The following is a 22,482-nucleotide window of genomic DNA, read 5'->3' on the forward strand; positions in this document are numbered from 1 at the left end:
CCGGGAAGGTCATAGGCTCGCCACATGCTCTGGACGCGACAGGCCGCCGCCGTGGCCGTCACGGCGCTCCTGGCTGGCTGCGTTCCGGCCAACTCGGCCCCTCTGGCTGGCTCCCCCAGCGCTGGATCAACGTTCACCCCGACGCCGTCGGCGTCGCCCACCTCTGACGTCCTCGACTTCACCCAGCCCGGCGTGGCGAAGACCATGATCCGCGACCTGGTGCGGGCGTCCAGCAGCACCCAGGTGATCATGGTGTCGGTCCGCCAGCACGAGGCCACGGTCAGCGTCCTGCGCGACGGGAAGCCGTACACCTGGGCGTACCGCGAGGGCCTCATCCGGCAGATCGACACCGACCTCGTCTACGTGGGCCAGGTCACGTTCAGCCCGGACGCCTTCGACCTGTCGGACGTCGGCAAGTTGTTCAAGACGGCGAGCTACCTGGCCGGCTCGTCGGCCAACCAGGAGCTGCAGATCATCGACCTGCGGCGCGTCGAGCATGCCGCCAGCGAGCTGAAGATGAGCGTCTCGACGAACCCCGAGACCCGGACCGTGTTCTTCGATCCGGACGGCACCCCCGTCCGCGAGTTCAACTTCAACACCGCCTACGGCATCACGGAGGGCCTGGCCGAGGCGCTCGGCTCGCACACCAGCGCGACCACGGTGTCGGTGTCGTCGGCCGCCGGGGCCTACATCGAGTACCCGGGCGAGGACGGCTCCACGATCGTGCGGCGCGAGCGGCGTCCGAGGTTTCCGGTCCTGGACGCCAGCCGCAGCGGCAACGAACGACTCCCGCCCTTCGACCCGCGCACCGTCAGCGGATCGGTGATCTGGAGCGTGCTGCAGCGGCAGACCGGTGGCACGTTCGGCGCGGACACGGTGTGGTCGGTGGTGGCGGACGCCCGCGACAGCCTCACCGCCCCCCGGCTGTACTTCACGATCAAGGGCACGCGGCTGGTCACCGACCTGACCGGCAACGAGATCAAGCCGTAGCCGCCGACACCAGGTGGGCCGGGCCCGCGGCGACCACCATGGCACGCAGCCGGTCCTCAGAACCGACGAGCACCAGAAACTCGGTGTTGCGGCTGCGTCCAGGCTGGCCGACCTTGACCCCGGACGGGCTGTACACGCCGATGGTCGACCCCACGTAGCGCCTCGAGTCGAACGCCAGCACCCGCACGGCCCCGCCCCGGGCGGCGCAGAAGGCGACCACGTCGTCGATGCCGACCAGCCCCTCGTCGCTGAAGGACACGACGACCACCTCAGCCCGCACCTGCGCGATGGTGTCGGCGAGGGCGGCGTGAATGGTCCGGCGGGAGTTGAAGGCGCTGCGGGTGGCGTCGTCGCGCGCGTCCACCCGCTTGCAGGCGATGCCGTAGTGCTCGGGGGCGTCCCAGCGGACCAGCGTCTCCCACACGTGGTAGTTCGTGAAGTACCGGTGCTGGTTGTAGGGCGGGTCCAGGTAGGCCAGGTCGACCGACGGCATCGTCGCGACGTAGGCCTGGGCGTCCGCCCGGACGGCCGTGCCGCGACCCGGCGTCAGGACCGGCGCCCGCAGCCGCAACGGACGCAGCGCCCGCGGCGGGTACTGCTTCAGAAACGCCATCTGGACGCCGACCGTCGCGTCCACCCGGTCGGCGGCCTCGAGCAGCGACGTCAGCAGGAGGGGCCGCAGGGGCGAGTCGGCGTACAGATCGTCGATGCCGTCGCGGATGGCGTCGATCCGGACGCCGTTGTCGGGGTGGAAGTAGCGCGCCCGCTCGCAGAACACCTCGGTGACGTACCCGCGTCGCGACGCCAGCGCGGACAGTCGGGCGAGGGCGTCCGCCACCTCGTCGGCGTCGACCGCTGCGGCGTCCGTCTCGACGTAGCACTGGGCGAGCACCTCTGAGTAGGCGGCGGTGTCGACAGCCACGGTGTCGAGTCCGCGACGGCAGAACTCTTGGGCCACGCGGGTCGTCCCGGTGAACAGGTCGACGGCCGAGCGCGCGCCGGCGGCGTCCGCCAACGACCCCAGTACCCCCACCAGCGCGCGCTTGGAACCCAGGTACTTGATCATGCGCGCGAGGCGTCCGGGTCACTGCCCGTTGGTGAAGACCTTCGAGCAGGACTGCGGATCGCCGGTCTTGAAGCCGACCGCCAGCCAGTGCTGACGCATGGCCGAGCTGCCGTGCGTCCAGGACTCGGGGTTGACCTGGCCGGTCGACATCTTCTGGATGCTGTCGTCGCCCACCGCCCGGGCCGCGTCGGCGACGCGGTTCAGGTCGTCTTGGGTGATCTGCGAGATCGGCGAGTTCGGCTGCTGGGCGACGTGTGCAAGGTAGGCACCGGCATAGCAGTCGGCCTGCAACTCGAGCGCGACCTGCGCCGAGTCGGCTCCGGTCGACTGGCCGGCCGACTGCACCTGGGCCAGCGTCCCCACCATGTCCTGGATGCCGTGGCCGTACTCGTGGCCGATGACGTACGCCTCCGCCGCGTCGCCGCCCCTGCCGCCCAGTTGCTTGACGAGCATCTGCTCGGTGAACGTCGGATCGAGGTAGACGTTCTTGTCGTTCGGGCAGTAGAACGGGCCGACCTGGGTGCTGGCGGTGCCGCAGCCGGTGGGCGTCTGGCCGTCGAACAGCACCGTCTTGATCGGCTGGTATCCCTGCAGGAGGCCGGCCCAGTAGGCATTGGCCGTGTTCGCGTAGACGACGAAGCGGCAGTTGCGGTCCTTCGCGACGTCAGCGCCCGTCTGGCACTGCGTCAGGTCGGTGCCGGACGCCGAGCCGCCGGCGGACCCGCTGGTGCCGCCCATCAACTCGCCGGGATTGATGCCGAAGACCAACGCCAGGATCAGCATGATGATGCTGACGCCGCCGCCGACCGCGACGCGACCGCCGACTCCCCCGCTGCGGTATTCGACCTGCGACGGATCGAGCTGGGCTCCCGAGTTGTACTGCACGGCTCCTCCAAGGGCTGAGTGACGCGCCAACGATACCCGTACGGACCCAACCCGGACGCTCCCGATACGCCCTCGACTGTGTGCGTCGACTGGATTGTCCGCCATCGGGGGGCGATCATGGCGGGATGGAGATCGTCGGGGTCGAGGTGGGGGGCGCGGCGCCGCTGTTCGCCTACACCCTCGGCCACGGCGAGGATCCTCACCAGGTCACGTGGGAGCTGGGGTACAAAGTCGTCCGGCCGCTGTCGGCGTCCGGCACCAAAGACGATCTGGCGGTCACCCTGCAGGTGACGCGCCACCGGCGGGCCGTCGTCCCGCGCGGCCCCCAGCGGACCCGCACGATGGTTCCGGACGCCCGCGTCCGAGTCGCGCCGGTGTTTCGGCAGCGGCTGGCCGCCTACGCGCTGGTGATCTCGGAGCGGGGCATCCTGGCGACCGAGTTCAGCGATCGGACGGCCGTCCCCGGGCTGTGGTCGCTGCCGGGAGGCGGCATCGACGAGGGCGAGAACCCGGCCCAGGCTGTTCAACGGGAGATCCACGAGGAGACCGGCCAGTTTGTCGACGTCCGCCAGTTCATCGACCTGCAGACCGACCACTGGATCGGCATGTCCCCCGGCGGCGTGCTCGAGGACTTTCACGCCGTCCGCCTGATCTACGTGGCCCACTGCGCCGCCCCCACCGACCCCGTGGTGCACGACGTGGGCGGGACCACGGCCAGCTCGGCCTGGATCCCGGCCGACCGATGGCGGGACCTGCCGTGGGCGACCGGGGCACGCGCGTTGCTGCAGCGGCACGCGCCGCTCCAGCTTCGCCAGTGGCGCTGGGATCGCCAGCAGCAGCGGCTCACCTAGCACAACGCAACAGAGCGGCCCTCCCGATCGGGAGGGCCGCTCTGCTTGGTGCGGGGCTAGTTGCTGCGGAAGTAGGACAGGATGCGCAGCAGCTCGGTGTAGAGCCAGACCATCGTGACGGTGAGGCCGAAGGCGGCGCGCCACGACTCGGACGCCGGGGCCTGGGCCGCGACGCCGCGCTCGATGTAGTCGAAGTCCATGATCAGGTTGGCGACCGCCAGGGCGACGGCCACGGCCGACACGAGCCAGGACAGCGGCCCGGCCGTGGGGCCGATCTGGACAAGTCCGGTGCTCACGCCGAACAGCGAGACCACCAGGTTGATCAGGTACATCGCCGCGATGCCGATCGTGGCGATGGTGACGATCTTGCGGAACTGGCTGGTGACGCGGATGCGCAAGTACTTGTAGGCGGCGAGCGTCACGCCGGCCGCGACGAAGGTGGCCAGCACGGCCTGCACCACGATGCCGGGGTACAGAGTCTGGAACATCTTCGACAGGGCGCCGATGAAGACGCCCTCGACCACGCTGTAGGCGAGAACGGCCGCGGGGTTGACCACGCGCCGCATCGACACGATGAGCACCGTGACGAAGCCCACGATCGCCGAGACGATGATCGCCGGGAACAGCAGGTTCATCGGCAGGAAGATGAAGGTGATGGCGGCCACAACGAACAGCGCGCCCATGATCGTGCCGGACTTGGCGAGCACGTCCTCGATCGTCATGACACCCTGCGCGGGAGCCTGCGGCGTGTAGCCGGGCTGCGAGTACTGGCCCGGAGCGTACGGGGCCTGCTGGTAGCCCTGCTGGGGGTACGGCTGGCCGTACTGGGGCTGGCCCGACTGAGGCTGGCCGTAGGGGGCCTGCCCGTAGGGCGCCTGGCCGTACTGGGACTGGTCGTACTGACCGCCCGAGCGCTGGAACGCCTCAGGACGGGACAGAACCGGATTGGTGCTTCGCATGTGCGGATTGGTCCTCTCAAGATGGGGATCGCTCATCACGATATCCAACGCCGCCGGTGCCGCCTATGTTCCTGCGGCTCGTTCCGGGGTGAACCAGGGCGGGCCCGGGCTTTTGGGGGGCGGCGATCGCACCGGGATGGGGAGCCGGGACGCCGCATCGCGGTCCTCGGCGAGCAGCGAGGTTCCCGGACGCCGCAGGTTCGGCCCGCGCGTTCAGCCTCGGGCGCACGGTGTGGAACCGGAGGGCTCAGCCGACAGAGGCCAGAGCGAACGGGAGCACCGGCCCCGAGCCCGAGGCGCGCAGGAGGCGTCCGGCCACGGTCATCGTCCAGCGGGAGTCGATCAGGTCGTCCACGAGCAGGACCGGCCCGCCCGCCAGGTCGGCGAGGGCCCCCGCCAGCTCGGGCGGGACGCTGAAGCGGTGCCAGACATCGCGGAGGCGGAAGGCGCTGTTGGTGGACGCCGACAGAGGTCCGGCGCCGGGGGCGAGCGCCAGCGGGCCGAGATCGGCGAAGCGTCCCGCCGCCGCGATGCCGGAAGCCAACGACGCGACCAGCCTCGGACGCGTCACCGAGGGAACGCTCACCACCGCCACCGGCCGCTCGGACCACCCCCAGCCGGCCAACACCCGGACGCACGCGCGCGCCAGGTCGGGCGGCACGTCGGCGTCCACCGGTCCGCCGTCGGGGCCGGGCGCGAACAGGTCGCGGAGCGCGCCACCCCAGCCCAGGTCCGAGAGCCGGGCGACCACCCGACCCTCGTCGCAGGCCTCGTCGGGGGCGATCTTGCCCTTGACCGGACGCCCGTCGGCCGTGATGCCCAGCCGGTCGGCGCCCGTCGGCCACAGGGCCCGCGCCGCGATGGGGACGCCGACGCGATCGAGGTCGGCGCGCGCCTTCTCGGCGGCTGGGATGGTGACCGACGACGGATACCACGGCTCGGCGCAGACATCGCAACGCCCGCACGGGGCCGAGTGCGGGTCGTCCAGGGCGGTCGTCAGGAAGGCCATGCGGCAGGCCTGCAGGCGCTCGTACTCGAGCATGGACTGCTGCTCCACCCGACGCGCCTCGGCGATGCGGTCATAGCGCTCTGCGTCGTACGCCCAGGCCAGACCGGTGCTGCGCCAGCCGCCCGGACCGTTCTCGACGGCACCGTCCACCGCCAGGACCTTCAGCAACAACTCAAGCTGACTACGGCGAATGTCAACGCGGGCCTCGAGTGCCGCGACGCTGAGCGGCCCGGGGGACGAACGGAGGGCGTCCAGGATCGCGTCGGCCTTGGCCTGCGTGGGCATGGCGTTCGTGGCGAAGTAGTGCCAGATCGCGCGGTCTTCCTCGCCGGGCAGCAGCAAGACGTCCGCGGAGGCGGTCGCTCGCCCGGCGCGTCCGACCTGTTGGTAGTACGCGACCGGCGAGCTGGGCGCGCCCAGGTGGATGACGAAGCCGAGGTCGGGCTTGTCGAAGCCCATGCCGAGGGCGCTCGTGGCGACGAGGGCCTTCACCTCGTTCTTCTTCAGCGCCTCTTCGGCGGCCACGCGCTCGGCGGCGTCGGTGCGTCCGGTATAGGCGAGCACCTGGTGGCCCGCCTTGGCCAGGAGGTCGGCGGTGTCGTCGGCGGCCGCGACCGTGAGGCAGTAGACGATGCCCGAACCAGGCAGGTCGCCTAGGTGCTCGGACAGCCAGGCCAGCCGGCGCCAGTTGGTGCCGAGTTCGAGGACACCGAGCCGCAGGGACGCGCGCGCCAGCGGACCCCGCAGCGTGTGCACGGGATGGCCGCCGGCGGCCAACTGCTCTTCGACGTCAGCCACCACGCGCGCGTTGGCGGTCGCGGTCGTGGCCAGGACGCCGACGCCTTCAGGCAGGTCGGCGATGAGGTCGCGGATGCGCCGGTAGTCGGGCCGGAAGTCGTGGCCCCAGTCCGAGATGCAGTGCGCCTCGTCGACCACCAGCAGGCCGCAGCGCGCGATGAGCGTCGGCAGCTGCTCGACCCGGAACGTGGGGTTGACCAGGCGCTCCGGTGAGACGAACAGCACGTCGACGGCGTCCCGATCAAGCAGGTCGCGGATGTCGGACCACTCCGTCACGTTCGACGAGTTGATGGACGCCGCCCGCACGCCCGCCCGCTCGGCCGCGGCCACCTGGTCGCGCATCAGGGCGAGCAGCGGCGACACGATCAGCGCCGGACCCGAACCTCGGCGGCGCTGCAGCAAGGCGGCGATGAAGTACACCGCCGACTTGCCCCAGCCCGTGCGCTGGACCACCAAGGCCCGCTCGTGCCGCTGGACCAGCGCCTCGATCGCCTCGAACTGGCCGTCGTGGAAGGCGGCGTCCGAGCGGCCAGTCAGCGCCCGAAGAGCATCAAGCGCCTCGGATCGCAGGTCGCCGCCGAAGGCGTCCGGTCGTGGGAGCGCGGACGGTGCGGCTGGTGCCCGGGGAGTCGAGGACTCTGGTCGTGACCCCGCGGGTCGGCGGCCCGCGGGCCGGGGTGTCGGGGCGGCGTCCGGCGCGCGTCGCGCGACAGGGAGGGCCTCCGCGAACAGCGCGCAGTCGTCGTCGAGTGGGTCGGGCGGCAGCTCGTCCCACTCCGGCGGGGGCTCGCTCAGCCAGAACTCGGTCACGTCCGTCACCCTCTCACGGGCATCCGACAAAGAACGGCTCGACCGGGGTCGACCTGTGGACAAGTCGGAGAGGTCTGCGACGGTCGCGCCGGAGCACGCCTGGCTGAGCCGCCTGGCGCAGGCGTCCGATCGAGTGCGGACTGCAACTCGGGGCTGGGGTCGGGCAGGACGGCGCGGCCGGCAGCCGCGGCGAGCCGGTGCCCTCGGCGGGACTCGAACCCGCACTGGAGCGGGTTTAAGCCGCCTGCCTCTGCCGTTGGGCTACGAGGGCCGGAGACAACTTTACGGGCGCAGCAGATCGAGGACGATCCCGTCGAGGATGTCGGCCTCAGACACCCGCAGGTCGACCGAGCAGCGCACCCCCACCCGCGCCGCAATCAGCGCCCCGGCGCAGATGACGTCGGCGCGCTTCGGCTGCATGGTCGGCATCGCCGCCACCTCGGCCACCGGCAACTGCAGCAGCAGAGCCGCCAGCGCCTGCACCTGGGCGCGCGTCATCACGGAACCCTGGACGCGCGTCCGGTCGTAGAAATCGAGGCCGAGGTTGATCGCCGACAGCGCCGTGGCGGTACCGCCGACCCCGATCCAGGTCCGGGCGGCGCCGACGTCGACGCCCGAGGCGTCGATCAGCTCGTCGATGTAGCCGGACGCCGACGCGACCTGGTCGGCGGTGGGCGGGTCCGAGGCCAGGAAGCGCTCCCGGAGCCGGACCGACCCGACGTCGAGCGAGCGTGCGGCTTCGACGGCCACCGCGCCGGAGGCGTCCGGACGCCCCAGCACTAGCTCGGTCGAGCCGCCGCCGATGTCCATGATCAGGACGGGCCACTCAACATCCCGAGCCACCGATAGCGCGCCGGTGAACGACAGGCGGGCCTCCTCGTCGCCGGTGATGATCTCGGCCTCGACGCCGACCCGCTCGCGGACGCCGACGAAGAACTCGTCGCGGTTCGTCGCGTCGCGGGCCGCGGAGGTGGCGACGAAGCGCACCCGCTGGGCCCCGGCGGCTCGGATGCGGGCGCCGAAGTCGGCGACGGCGTCCAGGGTGCGCGCGAGCGCGTCCGGGGCGAAGCGTCCGGTGGCGTCCACGCCCTGGCCGAGGCGGGTGAGGTGCAGGTCCCGGTCCAGGTCGACGAAGCCGGCGTCCGTGCCCTCGGCGATCAACAGCCGGACCGAGTTCGTCCCGCAGTCGATCGCAGCGACTCTCACTGCTCCCCCAGGCACGGCTTCGCCCAGAACTCGCCGAGCAGGTCGAGCGCCTCGTCGCCGAGTGGATTGACGCCGCGTCCGGCTGCGAGGGCGTGGCCCACCAGCACGTGCAGACACTTGACCCGGGTCGGCATCCCGCCGGCGCTGATGCCGCCGATCTCGGGTACGGCCGGGCCGAACTCGGCGCGCGCGGCCAGGTAAGCCTCATGCGCGCGGTAGTAGTGGGCCGCCAGAGCGGGGTCGTCGACGAGGCGCTGCGACATCTCCGCCATGACCCCGTCGGCCTCCATCGTCGACACCGCCGCCACGGCCCGGGGGCACGTCAGGTAGTACGTGGTCGGGAACGGCGTCCCGTCCGGCAGGCGCGGCTCGGTCGCCAGCACTCCCGGCTTTCCGCACGGGCACCGCCAAGCCACCCCGGCGACCCCGCGCGGCTGGCGTCCGAGCTGCTGTTCGACGACGGACGCGTCGGCGTCCGAGTAAGGCTCGACAGGCATGGGGGCAAATCTAGCGGGGACGCCGAGTGCGGCGTCCTGGCGATCGTGCCGGGCGTTCACGTGTGACGTTGTTGGCGTGTACCCGACAAAGTCACACGTGGAGCCGGTTCGTGAGCCGAATCGTGGCACCGCCGCCAGGCGGTCAGCCCTTCGGTGGCAGGGCGTCGGCGGCCTGGACGGAACTGGACAGCCGTTCCCACCAGCGGATCTGATCGGTCGTGGCCGTGGTCGAGATCGTCGAGCTCGCGCCGTCCTCGGTGACGACCTTGCCGTCGAGCCCGATGACCCGGTAGCCGGTCTCCCCCGGCATCACCCAGCCCAGTTGCGTTCTCGCCTGGCTCTTGACGTAGGCCGGGTCACGCCAGCGCTGCAGCTGGGCGTCCAGCTCTGCAATCTGGGCGGAGCGTCCCGCAATCTGCGCGTTGGCCGTAGCCAGGTCGCGCTGCTGGTTGATCATGATGCGCAGCGAGTTGGCGTACGAGAGGGCAAGGATCGCCACCACGCCGACCAGCACGAGGGCCCGGCGAGTGAAGCCGATGTCGCGGAACCGGGGAGCGATCGGACGCCTCCGCGGCTTCGCCGTGACGAGCTTCTGGGTCGGGGCCTCCGAGGCGGACACGGCGGATTTGGGCGAGCGGGGACGCCGGACGGTACGTCCGGGCCCGGCCGGCTGGCGGGTGGTGCGCTCGCGTGCCATTGGTCCTCCCCTCGGACAGCCAGGATAGGCGGGGCCGGACCGCTGCCCTTGGAGCGACCCGCGAGACAGGCTGCCCGAGTCTCAGCCCGGTTCGTTCTGGCGCCTTGGCGCACCCCGAGGGGCCACCCCCACGCTGAGACCCCAAGCTGACGACGGGAACCGGACGCACGGCGTCCGATGTCGGCCAAACGCAACAGTGGCCGGATCCCGAAGGATCCGGCCACCGATTGCTGGTGTGATCAGCCCTTGTAGCGAGGGAAGGCGGAACGACCGGCGTAGACCGCCGCGTCGTCCAGGTCCTCTTCGATGCGGAGCAGCTGGTTGTACTTCGCGACGCGGTCGGAGCGGGCCGGGGCGCCGGTCTTGATCTGGCCGCAGTTCAGTGCGACGGCCAGGTCGGCGATGGTGGTGTCCTCGGTCTCACCGGAGCGGTGCGACATCATGCACTTGTAGCCGGCGCGGTGGGCCATGTCGACGGCGTCGATCGTCTCGGTCAGCGTGCCGATCTGGTTGACCTTGACCAGCAGCGCGTTCGCGGTGCCGGACTCGATGCCGCGCTTGAGGCGCACCGGGTTCGTGACGAACAGGTCGTCGCCGACCAGCTGGACCTTGCTGCCGAGCTTGTCGGTAATCGACTTCCAGCCGGCCCAGTCCTCTTCGTTCAGCGGATCCTCGATCGAGACCAGCGGGTAGGCGTCCACCCACTCGGAGTAGATGGCGATCATGTCGTCGGCCGAGAGCTCCTTGCCCTCGAACGTGTACTTCCCATCCTTCTCGAACTCGGACGCCGCGACGTCCAGCGCGAGGCAGACGTCCTTGCCGGGCTCGTAGCCGGCGGCCTTGATGGCCTCGAGGATGAGGTCGAGCGCGGCGCGGTTGCTCTCGAGGTTGGGGGCGAAGCCACCCTCGTCGCCCAGGCCCGTCGAGAGGCCCTTGGCCTTGAGAACGCCCTTGAGGGCGGCGTAGACCTCGGCGCCCATGCGCAGCGCCTCGCGGAAGGAGTCGGCGCCGATGGGGGCGATCATGAACTCCTGGATGTCGACATTGGAGTCGGCGTGCGCGCCACCGTTGAGGATGTTCATCATCGGGACGGGCAGGATGTGCGCGTTCGGGCCGCCGACGTAGCGGTAGAGCGGCAGGTCGGCGGACTCGGCGGCCGCGCGGGCCACGGCGAGCGAGACGCCCAGGATGGCGTTGGCACCCAGCTTGGCCTTGTTCTCGGTGCCGTCCAGCTCAATCATCGCGTTGTCGATGAGGCGCTGATCGGTGGCGTCGAAGCCGACGATCTCGTCCTGGATCTGCTCCACGACGTTCTCGACGGCCTTACGGACCGACTTGCCGCCGTAGATCAACTTGTCGCCGTCGCGCAGTTCCACTGCCTCGAACTGGCCGGTGGACGCGCCGGACGGAACCGCTGCGCGGCCGGTGCTGAGGTCGTCGAGGGAGACCTCGACCTCGACGGTGGGGTTGCCGCGGGAGTCGAGGATTTCGCGCGCGACGATGAAGTCGATGGATGCCACGATGATGCCTTTCAGGAGAGAAAATGACGTCGGCGCCAGCCTAGTGGACCCCCGCCCCCACCGCGCCTTCGCCAGCCCCCGGACGCCGATCGTTCGCGCCTGCGCAACGCTCCGTGCCCACGATGTTCGTCAAACAGCCTAGTTGGCCCTCGGGCAGCCGCGGCGCGGCTCCGTCCCACTCGGGCGTCTTCAAAGAATCCTCGGACGCCGTGGCCGGCCTGCGCACGACTCGCGTCGGCGTCCGAGCGAGCAGCTCGGAAGTCAAAGAAACCTCGGAGGCCGTGGCCGCCCTGCGCGCGACTCGCGCCGGCGTCCGGGTGATGCGAAACGGCCCGCCGCCCCAGGGGCGGCGGGCCGAAACGGTCGTGCAGGCTACTTCAGGGCGCCGGCGGCGAGGCCACCGATGATGCGGCGCTGGAAGAAGAGCACCAGGACGATCAGCGGGATCGTGATGATCACGCCCGCCGCCATGATCGTGCCGAACGGCGTGTTGAAGCCCAGCGAGCCGGTGAACTGGTTCACCGCCACGGGGGCCGTCATCATCGCCTTCGTCGTGCCGAACGTGTTCGCGATCATGAACTCGTTCCACACAGCGATGAACACCAAGATGGCGGTCGTGAAGACGCCCGGTGCGGCCAGCGGCATGATGATGAGCCGGAACGCCTGGGCCGGCGTGCAGCCGTCCACCATCGCGGAGTGCTCCAGCTCGACCGGGAGCTGACGGAAGTAGGCCGTCAGGTTCCACACGCACAGCGGCAGGCCGAACGAGAGCGACGGGATGATCAGCGCCTGGTAGGTGTTCATCCAGTTCGGGAACCACTCGTACGTTCCGGTGAACATCTTCAGCAGCGGGATGAGCAGGGTGATCCCCGGGAACATCGAGCAGCCGATGATCAGCGCCAAGACCAGACCCTTGAGCGGGAAGCGAAGGCGGGCCAGGGCGTACGCGCCGAGGATGCCGAACAGCAGGGTCAGGATCGTCGTAACGAACGAAACGATGACCGAGTTGATCAGCGCCTGGCCGAAGTTGTTCGCGGGGCTGAAGACGGCCGCGAAGTTCTCCAGAGACGGCGGGTTGGGCAGGAAGTCGTTGCTCATGCCCATCGTGGGCAGGCGCAGCGACGACACGATCATCCAGTAGAAGGGCAGGACGCAGTACAGGACGATCGCGGCCATGCCGACGATCGAAGCGATCGTGCCAAACCAGTACTTGCCGTCGCGTTCCTTCCTGGCCAGGCTCGCGACCTCTGCAGCGGTCGTCTTGAACTCAGTCGTTGATGCCGGTGCGGTCATTGCTGGGCCTCCCCACTCGTGGTCGTGACAACCCCTGCGCCGCCGCCGGTGTGCCCACCGCCGGACAGTTCGGCCTTGTGGGCGGCCTTGGCGCGCTTGCGCTGAGCCGACACTGCCTTGACCTCTTCGTCACCGATGACGTCGGCACCCAGGAGTTTGATGAACAGGTACGCCACGAGGGCCACCAGCAAGAACATCAAGACTGAGTACGCCGCTGCCTGGCCGTACCGCGTGGCACGAGCCTCGGTGAAGGCGAAGGTCGACAGCGTCTCGACCGAGTATTTGTTCGGGCCCATCATGCCCCAGGGCAGTTCGAAGACCGCCATGGTGGCGAGCGTGCGGAAGAGCACGGCTACGACCAGGGCGGGCTTCATGAGTGGCAACGTGATCCTCACGAACTGCTGCCACTTGTTCGCGCCATCGACGGACGCCGCCTCGTAGACCTGCGTGTCGATCGTCTGCAGGCCAGCCAGCGCCAGCAGGCCGATGAACGGGGCGGTCTTCCAGACGTCGGCGATGATGATCGCCCACTGGCTGTACGCGTTGTCCTGAAGCCACAGGATCTTCTGGCCCAGGATCTTGTTGGCCACACCGTTGGAGTCGAAGATGAGCTTCCACATCATGGCCGACACGATCGTCGGGATAGCCCACGGGATCAGGATCGAGGCGCGCACGAGGCCCTTGCCACGGAAGGCCTTGGCCATGATCAGAGCCATCGCCACGCCGAGCACCGTCTCCAAGGAGACAGCAACGACCGTGAAGTACATGTTGTTGATGAAGGCGTTCACGAGGCGCGGCATGGTGCCGAAGACGCCCGTGACGTTCTCACCGCTCGCCGAGGTGAAAGCCGTGATGTAGTTGCCGAGGCCCACGAACGGCTCGCCAGCCAACACTTCACCGGTGTTCGGGTCGACGCCATCCAGCTTGCGGTACATCGACTCACGGATCGACATGATCACCGGGATGATCACGACGACCACGAGGATCAAGAGCGTCGGCGAGAGCAGCATCGCTGCCAGACGTCCCTGCCCATCGCTCAGAGAGTTCTTCTTACGATTGACCGGCGGCGCGGCCGCCTGCGTTGTAACAGACAAGAGTGGCCTCCTAGAAGACGGGGCGGCTGGCACCCATGGGTTACCAGCCGCCCCAGGTGGACGTTGACGCTTACCAGAACTACTTGGTGAGATCCGTCAGCTTCGTCTGCAGGGTGTCGAGAGCCGCCTTGACGTCGGTCGTGGGGGTCTTGACGATCGAGTACGCCGCATCCTGGATGGCCAGGGTGACGTCGGAGTACTTGACGGCCTTCGGACGAGCCTTCGCGTTGCCGATGGACGCCTGCAGGACCGGCAGGTACGGGAACTGCTTCACCAGGTCGGCGTCGGTGTACAGCGCCTCGAAGGTGGGGGCGTTCGACGTCTTGATGACGTTGGCCTTCTGCTGCTCCTTGGCATTCCACCACTGGATGAACGCCTTGCAGGTCCCGGCGTTCTTCGCGGTCGCCGTGACGGCCATGTTGTGGCCACCGAGGGTCGACACGCCCGTGCCGGACTTGCCGGGCAGCGGCGCAACGGCGAACTTGCCGTTGACCTTGGACGAGCCGTCGGTCTTGTTGGCCAGCGAGTACTGGTACGGCCACTGACGGTGGAAGATGACCTTGCCGTCCTGGAAAGCGGTGCGAGACGGCTCCTCCTGCCAGGTGGACTCCTCAGCGGCGATGACGCCGTCCTTGAACAGGTTGGCCATGTACTGGGCGCCAGCAACCGCTTCGGCCGTGTTGACCGAGGGCTTGCCCTGGTCGTCGAGGAAGTTGCCGCCGCCGCCGTTCACCCACTCGGCGAAGTTGCAGGTCAGGCCCTCGTACTTCTGGAACTGGCCGCCCCAGATGATCATGCCGGGGTTCGCAGCCTGGACCTTCTTGCCCGTGGCGACCATCTCGTCCCACGTCTTGGGGGCCTGGGCGCCGACGGCGTCCAGCAGATCCTTGCGGTAGTACATCATCGCGCCGTCAGAGGTCGCCGGGAAGCAGTACAGCTTGTTGAAGTACTTGCAGGCGTCAACAGCCGGCTTGATGTAGCCGTCGGTGGACATGTCGGACGGCAGTTCGACGATCATCTTGTTGGCGGCGAACTGAGCGGTCCAGACGACATCGACGGACAGCACGTCGTAGCCGTACGAGCCCTTCGTGTTGAAGTTCTCGATCATCTTGGCCTGCTGCTCGTCGGCCTTGTCGGCCAGCTCGATCAGGGTGACCTTCTGATCGGGGTTGGCCTTGTTCCACTCGTCGATGGTGGGCTGGACGAACCCGGAGGTGTCCTTGCCCTGGACGTAGTTGATGGGACCCTTCTTGGTCCAGTCGATGCCGGCAGCCGCGGCGGAGGACGAGCCCCCCGCAGGAGCGGCGGTGCTGCCACCCGTGGAACCGGTGCTGCAGGCGGAGAGCGCGCCAACGGCTGCGACACCCAGGGTGCCAATCAGCAGGGAGCGACGGGTGAGTTCGGGACTCGACATTGAAACCTCACTTTTGTTTGCTTCATACCTTCAGCTTCTCGGTCTCAGACTGAAGGCGCGGCCCCAGCGCAGAGGACGAGCGCAGGGGCCGCTAGGCCTCCGAGTTGAGAAAACGCAAATCCTTTTGCTTGTTTGTGTCCGTTCTCGCAGGTGTGACGTCTCCGCAACCTGCCCGAATGTGGGTTTTGGCGCGTCAACGAGCCTGCATCAAGGGTTCTTACAGGCGCCCAACCGTCGCCATCGCATCTAGTCAACCGATTTACCGTCCCAGGACTGTGGTGTTGGAACGCACCCATGGCCCACACTGGTGGCGCCCAAGGAGGTGAGCATCCGTGCCGCGACCCGACGATTCGTCCACCCGGAGTCGGCCCACCAGCGCCGATGTCGCGCGTCTCGCGGGCGTCTCCCCCACCACCGTCTCTCTCGTGCTCGCTGACAAGGCAGATCGCATTAGCGATGTCACCAAGGAGAAGGTCTTCGCCGCCGTCGCCCAGCTCGACTACCGACTTAACCGCACCGCCCAAGGCCTGCGCCACGGCCGATCGTCGACCATCGGACTCATCACGGACCACATCGGGGTGCAGCCCTACTCGGGGCCCATGGTGTCGGCGGCCCACGATGTGACGTGGGAAAACCGCCAGATGATCCTGATGGTCAACACGACGCTCGAAGACGACCGCACTCGCTCTGCGGTCGAGGATCTGCTCGCTCGCCAGGTCGACGGGATCCTCTTCGCGGCCATCGGCACCAGGACGATCCATGTGCCGGCGCCCGCCCGTCGAGCAAGGGTGGCGCTAGTCAACGCATTCGCGAATGATGGCGACTTCCCCACGTTTCTGCCCGACGAGCGGGGTGGGGCGCGGGCGCTTGCGCGCCACCTGGTCCAGCTCGGCCATCGCGAGATCGCCACGCTCGCCGGAACGCGTGAGGCCTGGGCCACCTCCGTTCGAGTGCAGGAGACGCAGGCGGTTCTCAGGTCTGCGGGACTGTCGCTGGGCAACAGGCTCTTCTACGGCGACTACACCTTCACCACCGGCTACAGCCTCGCCCAACGGGTCCTCGAGCTGACGCCTAGCCCCACGGCGCTCATCTGTGGCAACGACCAGATGGCGGCGGGCGCCTACCTGGCGCTGGCCCGTCATGGCCTCCGGGTGCCTCAGGACATGACGGTGGTGGGTTATGACGACGAGCCCGTGGCGACCATGCTGACGCCCACCCTCACGACCGTCCGGCTGCCCTTCTACGAACTAGGACGGCGAGCGACCCTTGCCCTGTTGGGCAAGGAGCCCCTGGAACCCGGCGAGGAACTGATTCCCACCACCCTCCGGATCCGTGAATCGAGCGCACCACCCGCGAGTTAGGGATGACGGCGTTTCGCGCCCTCCTCCACTGCCCGAATGTGGGATTCAACATGCCCGAGTTCGGCTCTGAGGGCCGCGTCGGCGTCCACGCCGGACGCGTGCGCGCGACTTACGATCGAAAGCAGACCGGCGCCGACGGCGTCCGGCTCGATCGGCTCGGACGGGAGCGTGAGTTGGACGCCGTGGGCGCGCGCCCGTCCGATGACTTTGGTCGCCCGGACCAGGGTCGCGAGCGAGGCGGGAATGCCGTCGAGGGCTGAGGTGCGGGCCTTCTCTTGGCGCTTGCGCTGCTCCCAGGAAGCCACCACGTCCTCGGGCACGGCCTCGTCGGTGAACACGTACGGATGGCGGCGAACGAGCTTGTCGGCGATCTCGGACGCCACCTCGTCGAGCGTGAACCGCCCTTGTTCGGCCGCGATCTCGGCGTGGAAGAAGATCTGCAGCAACAGGTCGCCGAGCTCTTCGCGCAGGTCGGCGTCGTCGCCTGAGTCGATCGCGTCCACGAGCTCAGCCGACTCTTCGACGAGGTACGTCACGAGGGACGCGTGGGTCTGTTCCGCGTCCCAGGGGCAGCCGCGTCGGATGGAACGCATCACCTCCGCCAGTCGGGCTAGGCCCGACTGCGCTGAGGCGTCCACGACCTCAGCCCTTGGTGGTGGGGGTCGGAGCCGGCTTGCTCAGGCTGCCGACAGCGCTCTCGAACCCGCAGAGTTCCTTCGACCAGACGCCGTAGCGGGGATTGGCCGCCACGGACATCGTGGAGCACTGCTCCGCGAAGACCCCCGGGTCGAGCTTGCCCGCGACGATCGCGGTGTCGGCGAGGCGGACGGCGAGCTGCTTGCCGTCGGCGGTAGCCGCGAGATCAGCCAGCACGCCGTTGGACTTGAAAACCTCCGCGCGGGCAACGTCGCTCAACTCGATCTTCTGCGCGGCCGCGATCTTCTGGGCGATGACGCCCTGGATCTCTGCCTGGACGATCGTGGGCGTGAGGTCGTTCGCCGACTGGCCCACGAGCGGCGAGGCCACCTTGGCCGCTGCCGACACGTCGGAGATCGAGAGGGGGACGCCGTCCACGACGGCGGCGTCACCGGCGGACGTCGCGCAGCCGGTGAGTGCGAGGACGGCCGAGACTGCGGCGACGGCGCAACGGGCGGTTTTCATCGTGCTCTCCTTGGTGCGTGAGTCGGGCTGAATCCTAGCCGTCCGGCGGGCTGGTGGCCGCCCTGGCCCGGGCTTGTCGGGCTCCCGGATGCCGCACCGGTGGCCAAGGCTCACAGGAACAGGTCGGTCACCACCCGAGTGGCCCAGGCCAAGAGCTCGGCGTCCTTGAGCGGCGACCCGGTGATCGGACGCGTCAGGGGGCGGGGCACCAGCAGGTGTCCCAGGGCCTTGCGGAGCTGGGCGCCCGGGTACAGGCGCGCCAGCCGCAGCGCGCGACTGTCGGGCAGTTCGGCCGGAGCGAACCGGATCATGGTGCCCGCCGACAGCACTTCGGTGATGCCGGCAGAACGGCACAGCAGCCGGAAGCGGGCGACCTCGAGCAGCGCCTCGACCGGCGCCGGCGGCGTCCCATAGCGGTCTTGAAGTTCGTCGCGGATGGCGTCCAGGTCGGCGTCCGACCGAACGGACGCGAGCCGCTTGTACATCTCGAGCCGGAGCCGCTCGGATTCGACGTAGTCGCCGGGCAGATGCGCCTCGACAGGCAGCTCGATCTTCATCTCGGGCTCGGGCTCGGGGGTGGTGCCGCGATAGTCCGCGACGGCCTCGCCCACGAGCCGCAGGTAGAGGTCGAAGCCCACGTCGGCGATGTGACCCGACTGCTCGCCGCCCAGCAAGTTGCCGGCGCCGCGGATCTCGAGGTCCTTCATGGCGATCGCCATGCCGGCGCCCAGGTCGGTGTGGGCGGCCATGGTGGCCAGCCGATCGTGGGCCGTCTCGGTGAGGGGCTTCTCGCCGGGATAGAAGAAGTACGCGTAGCCGCGCTCGCGTCCGCGGCCGACGCGTCCGCGGAGCTGGTGCAGTTGGGACAGCCCCATGAGGTCGGCGCGCTCGATGAGCAGGGTGTTGGCGGTCGAGATGTCCAGGCCCGCCTCGACGATCGTGGTGCAGACCAGGACGTCGAAGCGGCGCTCCCAGAAGTCGACCATGACCTGCTCGAGTGCCTTCTCCCCCATCTGCCCGTGCGCGACGGCGACGCGCGCCTCCGGCACCAGATCGGCCAGTTGCTTGGCGGCCTTCTCGATCGAGTTCACCCGATTGTGGATGTAGAACACCTGGCCCTCGCGGGCCAGCTCGCGCCGGATGGCCGCCCGCACCTGTCCCGTGTCGTAGGGCCCGGCGAACGTCAGCACGGGGTGGCGCTCTTCGGGCGGGGTCGAGATGACGCTCAGCTCACGGATGCCGGTGACGGCCATCTCCAGCGTGCGCGGGATCGGCGTCGCCGACATCGCGAGCACGTCGACGTTGAGCCGCAGCTTCTTCAGAGCCTCCTTGTGCTCGACGCCGAAGCGCTGCTCCTCGTCGATGATGACCAGGCCGAGGTCTTTGAACTGCACCGAGTCGGACAGCAGGCGATGCGTCCCGACCACGACGTCCACGGCACCGGACGCCAGCCCTTCGACGGTGCGCTTCACCTCGGCGTCCGACTGGAAGCGGCTGAGCGGGGCGACGGTGACCGGGAAGCCCGCGTAGCGGTCGGCGAACGTGGCGTAGTGCTGCTGGACCAGGAGCGTCGTCGGCACCAGGATCGCGACCTGCTTGCCGTCCATGACTGCCTTGAAGGCCGCGCGGACCGCGATCTCGGTTTTGCCGTAGCCGACGTCACCGCAGATGAGGCGGTCCATGGGAACGAGCTGCTCCATGTCGGCCTTCACCTCGGTGATGGCCGCGAGCTGATCGGGGGTCTCGACGTAGCTGAAGGCGTCCTCCAGCTCGCGCTGCCAGACCGTGTCGCTCGAGTAGGCATGCCCCGCGGACGCCTGCCGCGCGGCGTACAGCTTGATCAGCTCCGCCGCGATCTCGCGGACGGCCTTGCGGGCCCGCGACTTGCGCTTGGCCCAGTCGCCGCCACCAAGTCGGTCGAGGCTCGGCGCCTCGCCCCCGACGTAGCGGGTGATCTGGTCGAGCTGGTCCATGGGCAGGAACAGCCGGTCTCCGGGCTGACCGCGCTTGCTGGGGGCGTACTCGACGACGAGGTACTCCCGGGTCGCGCCGGCCACGGTGCGCTGCACCATCTCGACGTAGCGTCCGACCCCGTGGGCATCGTGGACGACGTAGTCGCCCGACTTGAGTTCCAGCGGATCGATCGTGTTGCGCCGACGCGTCGGCATTTTCCGGGACGCCTTGTCGACGTCGGTCTGTCCCGAGAGATCGCCGGCGGTAAACACGGCGAGCGGCGGACTGACCAGGCGGAAGCCGTGCGGAAGGTCGGCGACCAAGACGCTGACGCGTCCGGCGAGGTCGGCCTCGCCCAAGACCTCGGTCATCCGGGACGCGCGTCCCGGCGAGTCGGCGACCAGGACCGTCGTCGCACCGGCGGCGACGGCGTCCGAGATGGCACCGAGCGCACGCTCGACCTCGCCCCGGAAGACCTCGCCGGCGACCCCGGCGACCTGGCGGGACTCGGGATCCTCGGCGAAGGCCGACAGCGTCCACCAGGCCTGGCCCCTGTCGAGCGCCGCGCCCCGAACGTCGCCCAGGCTGCGGTAGGCGGACGCGTCCAGGTCGATCGGCGCCTTACCGCCCTCGGCGGCCGCAGCCCAGGACGCCTGCAGGAACTCCTGCGAGGTGGCGTGCAGCTCGAGCGCCCTGGCCCGCACCTTCTCGGGATCGCTGACGAGGACGATCGTGTCGGCGGGCATGACGTCGATGAGCAACTCCAGCCCGTCGACCAGGGCCGGCGAGAGGGCCTCCATGCCGTCGACGGCGTGCCCGTCGGCGATCCGCTCGAAGAGCTCGCGCAGGTGCGCCGGGATGGCTCCGTTGTTGGCGTGGGCGCGGGCACGCGCGCGGACGGCGTCCGAAATCAGCAGCTCGCGGCACGGGGACGCGGTGATCTCGGGCAGGGTTTCGGCGTCCGACCGCTGGTCCGCGACCTGGAAGTGGCGGATCTCCTCGATCGTGTCGCCGAAGAAGTCGATGCGGACCGGGTGCTCCTGGGTGGGCGGGAAGACGTCCACGATGCCGCCCCGGACGGCGAACTCGCCGCGCCGCTCGACGAGGTCGACGCGCAGGTAGGCGGCGTCCACGAGGGCCTGGGCGACGTCGTCGATGTCGAAGTCCTGCCCGGCGACGAGCCTGACCGGACGCAGGTTGGCCAGGCCCTGCACCTGCGGCTGCAGGACGGCCCGGACCGGCGCGACGACGACCTGGGGCCGGGGCAGCTCATCGGTGCCGGCCAGGCGGCGCAGGACCGCCAGCCGGCGTCCGACCGTGTCCGAGCGCGGCGAGAGGCGTTCGTGCGGCAGCGTCTCCCACGCGGGGTAGTACGCGACGGCGTCCGGGCTCAGGAACGAGCTGAGGGACGCGGTGAGCTGCTCCGCCTCGCGGTACGTGGACGTCACCAGCAGCAGCGGACGCGTTGCCGAGGCCAGCGCCGCGACCAGCAGCGGGCGCATCGCCTCCGGTGCGGCGATGTCGGCCTTGGTCACGGACGACGCCCGCGCATCGTCCAGCAGTTCTGCGACGGCCGGTTCGGACGCGACGAGGTCGATGAGGCCGACGAGATTCACCCGGTCAGTGTAGTGAGGTGCGCCGACGTCCCTCGGACGGGCTCTGCTACGAGTTGAAGCGGTTCTGCGCCTCGGCGAGGCCGGAGGCGATGAGCACCTCGACGGCGTCTGCGGCGCGTCCGACCTCGACGGCCACGTCGTCGCGGGCGCTGGCGGGGAAGCTGGTGAGGACGAAGTCCGCGGGCTCCTGGCGGCCCGGGGGGCGTCCGATGCCGAACCGAACGCGATAGAAATCGCCGGTGCCCAGGTGGGCCCGGATCGACTTCAGGCCGTTGTGGCCGTTATCGCCGCCCCCCAGCTTGAGGCGCAGCTGAGTGAGGTCGATGTCGAGCTCATCGTGGACGACGATGGTGTGCGCCGGATCGATCTTGAAGAAGGCGGACGCCTTCGACACGGCGATCCCGGACTCGTTCATGTACGTGCGCGACTTCAGTAGGACGACGCGTTCGGCGTCCGCCCCGATGCCGCCGATACCGGACGCCGTGAGTCGCGTCTCGCACACCTCGGCCCGCATGAGGCGCGGGGCCGTGAAGGATGCCCGGGCACGCCGGGCCAGCTCGTCGACCACCATGAAGCCGACGTTGTGCCGGTGAGTTGCGTAGGTCGGGCCCGGATTACCGAGCCCGACCACGAGCCATGCAGCCAATGCCTACTCGGCGTCCTCGGCGGCAGCGTCCTCGCCCTCGGCGGCTTCGGTCTCCTCGACCTCGTCCTTGGCGACGACGACGGAGACGATGACGTTGTCCTCGGCGGCCTCGACGCCGTGGTAGGACGCGCCCTCGGGCAGCGTCAGGTCGGCGACCGTGATGCGATCGCCGGCGCCCAGGCCCTCGATGTTGACCTCGATGGAGGTCGGGATGTTGGTCGCCTCGACCTCGAGCGCCAGGGTCTGCTGGTCCTGGTTGAGGACCAGATCGGACTCGGACAACTCGCCGACGACGACCAGCTGGATCTCGACGGTGACCTTCTCGCCCTTGCGGACGAGGATCAGGTCGACATGGTCGAGGGTTCCGCGGATCGGGTCGCGCTGGACCTGCTTGGGCAGGGCGAGCTGCTTCTTGCCACCGAGGTCGAGGGCGAGCAGCGCGTTCGCGGTGCGCAGCGCCAGCAGCGTCTCGTGGGCCGGCAGCGTGATGTGCACGGGATCGGTGCCGTGGCCGTACAGGACCGCGGGGACCTTGCCGGCGCGGCGGATCCGGCGCGATGCGCCCTTGCCGAACTCGTCACGCGACTCGGCGACGAGCTTGATTTCGTTGGACATGTGTTCTCCTACCACCTTGCGTACAGGGACTCAGCAAGGGA

The 22,482-nt window shown here is 69.2% G+C and carries 19 protein-coding genes and 1 tRNA gene; 3 read left to right on the forward strand and 17 right to left on the reverse strand.

The features are described 5' to 3' along the window. Nucleotides 1–24: 24 nt before the first annotated feature. Nucleotides 25–990 (forward strand): hypothetical protein, encoded by a 966-nt coding sequence (locus FN821_RS06345; protein WP_131171880.1) that lies wholly within the window; start codon nucleotides 25–27, stop codon nucleotides 988–990. Here FN821_RS06345 and FN821_RS06350 read toward each other — a convergent pair. Together FN821_RS06350 and ypfJ are read right to left on the reverse strand one after the other, a co-directional pair. After that, a complete protein-coding gene (locus FN821_RS06350; protein ID WP_131171881.1) occupies nucleotides 980–2,056 on the reverse strand; it encodes a DNA adenine methylase in 1,077 nt (358 codons plus the stop codon). The genes FN821_RS06345 and FN821_RS06350 overlap by 11 nt on opposite strands. Before the next feature lie 18 nt (nucleotides 2,057–2,074). Next, nucleotides 2,075–2,941: a KPN_02809 family neutral zinc metallopeptidase gene (gene ypfJ, locus FN821_RS06355; RefSeq protein WP_241660145.1), complete on the reverse strand. Its 867-nt coding sequence runs from the start codon at nucleotides 2,939–2,941 to the stop codon at nucleotides 2,075–2,077. Nucleotides 2,942–3,066: 125 nt separating this feature from the next. Between ypfJ and FN821_RS06360 the strand changes: the two genes are divergently transcribed. After that, nucleotides 3,067–3,792, forward strand: coding sequence for an NUDIX hydrolase (locus tag FN821_RS06360; protein WP_131171883.1), 726 nt, complete (start codon nucleotides 3,067–3,069; stop codon nucleotides 3,790–3,792). 56 nt (nucleotides 3,793–3,848) lie between these two features. Here FN821_RS06360 and FN821_RS06365 read toward each other — a convergent pair whose 3' ends face one another. From FN821_RS06365 to FN821_RS06410, 10 genes are all read right to left on the reverse strand, one after another. Further along, nucleotides 3,849–4,787, reverse strand: a complete 939-nt coding sequence (locus FN821_RS06365; protein WP_241660146.1) for a Bax inhibitor-1/YccA family protein — start codon at nucleotides 4,785–4,787, stop codon at nucleotides 3,849–3,851. 211 nt (nucleotides 4,788–4,998) lie between these two features. Next, nucleotides 4,999–7,128, reverse strand: a complete 2,130-nt coding sequence (locus FN821_RS06370) for a RecQ family ATP-dependent DNA helicase (RefSeq protein ID WP_131171960.1) — start codon at nucleotides 7,126–7,128, stop codon at nucleotides 4,999–5,001. Between the two features lie 438 nt (nucleotides 7,129–7,566). Beyond that, nucleotides 7,567–7,639: transfer RNA gene (locus tag FN821_RS06375), tRNA-Leu, on the reverse strand. Between the two features lie 11 nt (nucleotides 7,640–7,650). Next, nucleotides 7,651–8,574: a Ppx/GppA phosphatase family protein gene (locus FN821_RS06380; RefSeq protein ID WP_131171884.1), complete on the reverse strand. Its 924-nt coding sequence runs from the start codon at nucleotides 8,572–8,574 to the stop codon at nucleotides 7,651–7,653. Beyond that, on the reverse strand, nucleotides 8,571–9,071 hold the full coding sequence (locus tag FN821_RS06385) for a DUF501 domain-containing protein (protein ID WP_131171885.1): 501 nt from the start codon (nucleotides 9,069–9,071) through the stop codon (nucleotides 8,571–8,573). The genes FN821_RS06380 and FN821_RS06385 overlap by 4 nt, the downstream gene beginning before the upstream one ends. A 142-nt stretch (nucleotides 9,072–9,213) precedes the next feature. After that, nucleotides 9,214–9,768: an FtsB family cell division protein gene (locus tag FN821_RS06390; RefSeq protein WP_131171886.1), complete on the reverse strand. Its 555-nt coding sequence runs from the start codon at nucleotides 9,766–9,768 to the stop codon at nucleotides 9,214–9,216. Nucleotides 9,769–10,007: 239 nt separating this feature from the next. Beyond that, nucleotides 10,008–11,288: a phosphopyruvate hydratase gene (gene eno / locus FN821_RS06395; protein WP_206662027.1), complete on the reverse strand. Its 1,281-nt coding sequence runs from the start codon at nucleotides 11,286–11,288 to the stop codon at nucleotides 10,008–10,010. A 372-nt stretch (nucleotides 11,289–11,660) separates the two neighbouring features. Further along, nucleotides 11,661–12,581: a carbohydrate ABC transporter permease gene (locus tag FN821_RS06400; protein ID WP_131171888.1), complete on the reverse strand. Its 921-nt coding sequence runs from the start codon at nucleotides 12,579–12,581 to the stop codon at nucleotides 11,661–11,663. Further along, nucleotides 12,578–13,675 (reverse strand): carbohydrate ABC transporter permease, encoded by a 1,098-nt coding sequence (locus FN821_RS06405; RefSeq protein ID WP_241660147.1) that lies wholly within the window; start codon nucleotides 13,673–13,675, stop codon nucleotides 12,578–12,580. Before FN821_RS06405 ends, FN821_RS06400 begins: the two co-directional genes overlap by 4 nt. A gap of 79 nt (nucleotides 13,676–13,754) precedes the next feature. Further along, entirely contained in the window at nucleotides 13,755–15,089 is a 1,335-nt protein-coding gene (locus FN821_RS06410) for an ABC transporter substrate-binding protein (RefSeq protein WP_131171890.1), read from the reverse strand. A gap of 332 nt (nucleotides 15,090–15,421) precedes the next feature. Between FN821_RS06410 and FN821_RS06415 the strand changes: the two genes are divergently transcribed. Continuing rightward, the gene (locus tag FN821_RS06415) at nucleotides 15,422–16,450 is read left to right on the forward strand and encodes a LacI family DNA-binding transcriptional regulator (RefSeq protein ID WP_131171891.1); all 1,029 of its coding nucleotides are present in this window, start codon (nucleotides 15,422–15,424) and stop codon (nucleotides 16,448–16,450) included. Here FN821_RS06415 and FN821_RS06420 read toward each other — a convergent pair. The 5 genes from FN821_RS06420 to FN821_RS06440 all read right to left on the reverse strand — a co-directional run bounded on the left by FN821_RS06420 (nucleotide 16,447) and on the right by FN821_RS06440 (nucleotide 22,441). Continuing rightward, nucleotides 16,447–17,043, reverse strand: a complete 597-nt coding sequence (locus tag FN821_RS06420) for a nucleoside triphosphate pyrophosphohydrolase (protein WP_131171892.1) — start codon at nucleotides 17,041–17,043, stop codon at nucleotides 16,447–16,449. The genes FN821_RS06415 and FN821_RS06420 overlap by 4 nt on opposite strands. A gap of 49 nt (nucleotides 17,044–17,092) precedes the next feature. After that, the gene (locus FN821_RS06425; RefSeq protein WP_131171893.1) at nucleotides 17,093–17,611 is read right to left on the reverse strand and encodes a hypothetical protein; all 519 of its coding nucleotides are present in this window, start codon (nucleotides 17,609–17,611) and stop codon (nucleotides 17,093–17,095) included. Nucleotides 17,612–17,721: 110 nt separating this feature from the next. Further along, complete coding sequence (gene mfd / locus FN821_RS06430) at nucleotides 17,722–21,180, reverse strand: transcription-repair coupling factor (RefSeq protein ID WP_131171894.1); 3,459 nt, start codon at nucleotides 21,178–21,180, stop codon at nucleotides 17,722–17,724. 46 nt (nucleotides 21,181–21,226) lie between these two features. After that, nucleotides 21,227–21,826 (reverse strand): aminoacyl-tRNA hydrolase, encoded by a 600-nt coding sequence (gene pth / locus FN821_RS06435; RefSeq protein WP_131171895.1) that lies wholly within the window; start codon nucleotides 21,824–21,826, stop codon nucleotides 21,227–21,229. Between the two features lie 3 nt (nucleotides 21,827–21,829). Continuing rightward, on the reverse strand, nucleotides 21,830–22,441 hold the full coding sequence (locus FN821_RS06440; protein ID WP_131171896.1) for a 50S ribosomal protein L25/general stress protein Ctc: 612 nt from the start codon (nucleotides 22,439–22,441) through the stop codon (nucleotides 21,830–21,832). Between the last annotated feature and the right edge of the window lie 41 nt (nucleotides 22,442–22,482).

Source organism: Propioniciclava tarda (assembly GCF_900182665.1).
Taxonomy (GTDB): domain Bacteria; phylum Actinomycetota; class Actinomycetes; order Propionibacteriales; family Propionibacteriaceae; genus Propioniciclava; species Propioniciclava tarda.

Bases quoted from the DNA above. Each gene is read 5' to 3' on its own strand.
- FN821_RS06345 (WP_131171880.1), top strand. From the start codon at position 25: ATGCTCTGGACGCGACAGGCCGCCGCCGTGGCCGTCACGGCGCTCCTG.
- FN821_RS06350 (WP_131171881.1), bottom strand. From the start codon at position 2,056: ATGATCAAGTACCTGGGTTCCAAGCGCGCGCTGGTGGGGGTACTGGGG.
- FN821_RS06360 (WP_131171883.1), top strand. From the start codon at position 3,067: ATGGAGATCGTCGGGGTCGAGGTGGGGGGCGCGGCGCCGCTGTTCGCC.
- FN821_RS06365 (WP_241660146.1), bottom strand. From the start codon at position 4,787: ATGAGCGATCCCCATCTTGAGAGGACCAATCCGCACATGCGAAGCACC.
- FN821_RS06385 (WP_131171885.1), bottom strand. From the start codon at position 9,071: ATGCCTGTCGAGCCTTACTCGGACGCCGACGCGTCCGTCGTCGAACAG.
- FN821_RS06390 (WP_131171886.1), bottom strand. From the start codon at position 9,768: ATGGCACGCGAGCGCACCACCCGCCAGCCGGCCGGGCCCGGACGTACC.
- FN821_RS06400 (WP_131171888.1), bottom strand. From the start codon at position 12,581: ATGACCGCACCGGCATCAACGACTGAGTTCAAGACGACCGCTGCAGAG.
- FN821_RS06410 (WP_131171890.1), bottom strand. From the start codon at position 15,089: ATGTCGAGTCCCGAACTCACCCGTCGCTCCCTGCTGATTGGCACCCTG.
- FN821_RS06420 (WP_131171892.1), bottom strand. From the start codon at position 17,043: ATGCGTTCCATCCGACGCGGCTGCCCCTGGGACGCGGAACAGACCCAC.
- FN821_RS06425 (WP_131171893.1), bottom strand. From the start codon at position 17,611: ATGAAAACCGCCCGTTGCGCCGTCGCCGCAGTCTCGGCCGTCCTCGCA.
- FN821_RS06440 (WP_131171896.1), bottom strand. From the start codon at position 22,441: ATGTCCAACGAAATCAAGCTCGTCGCCGAGTCGCGTGACGAGTTCGGC.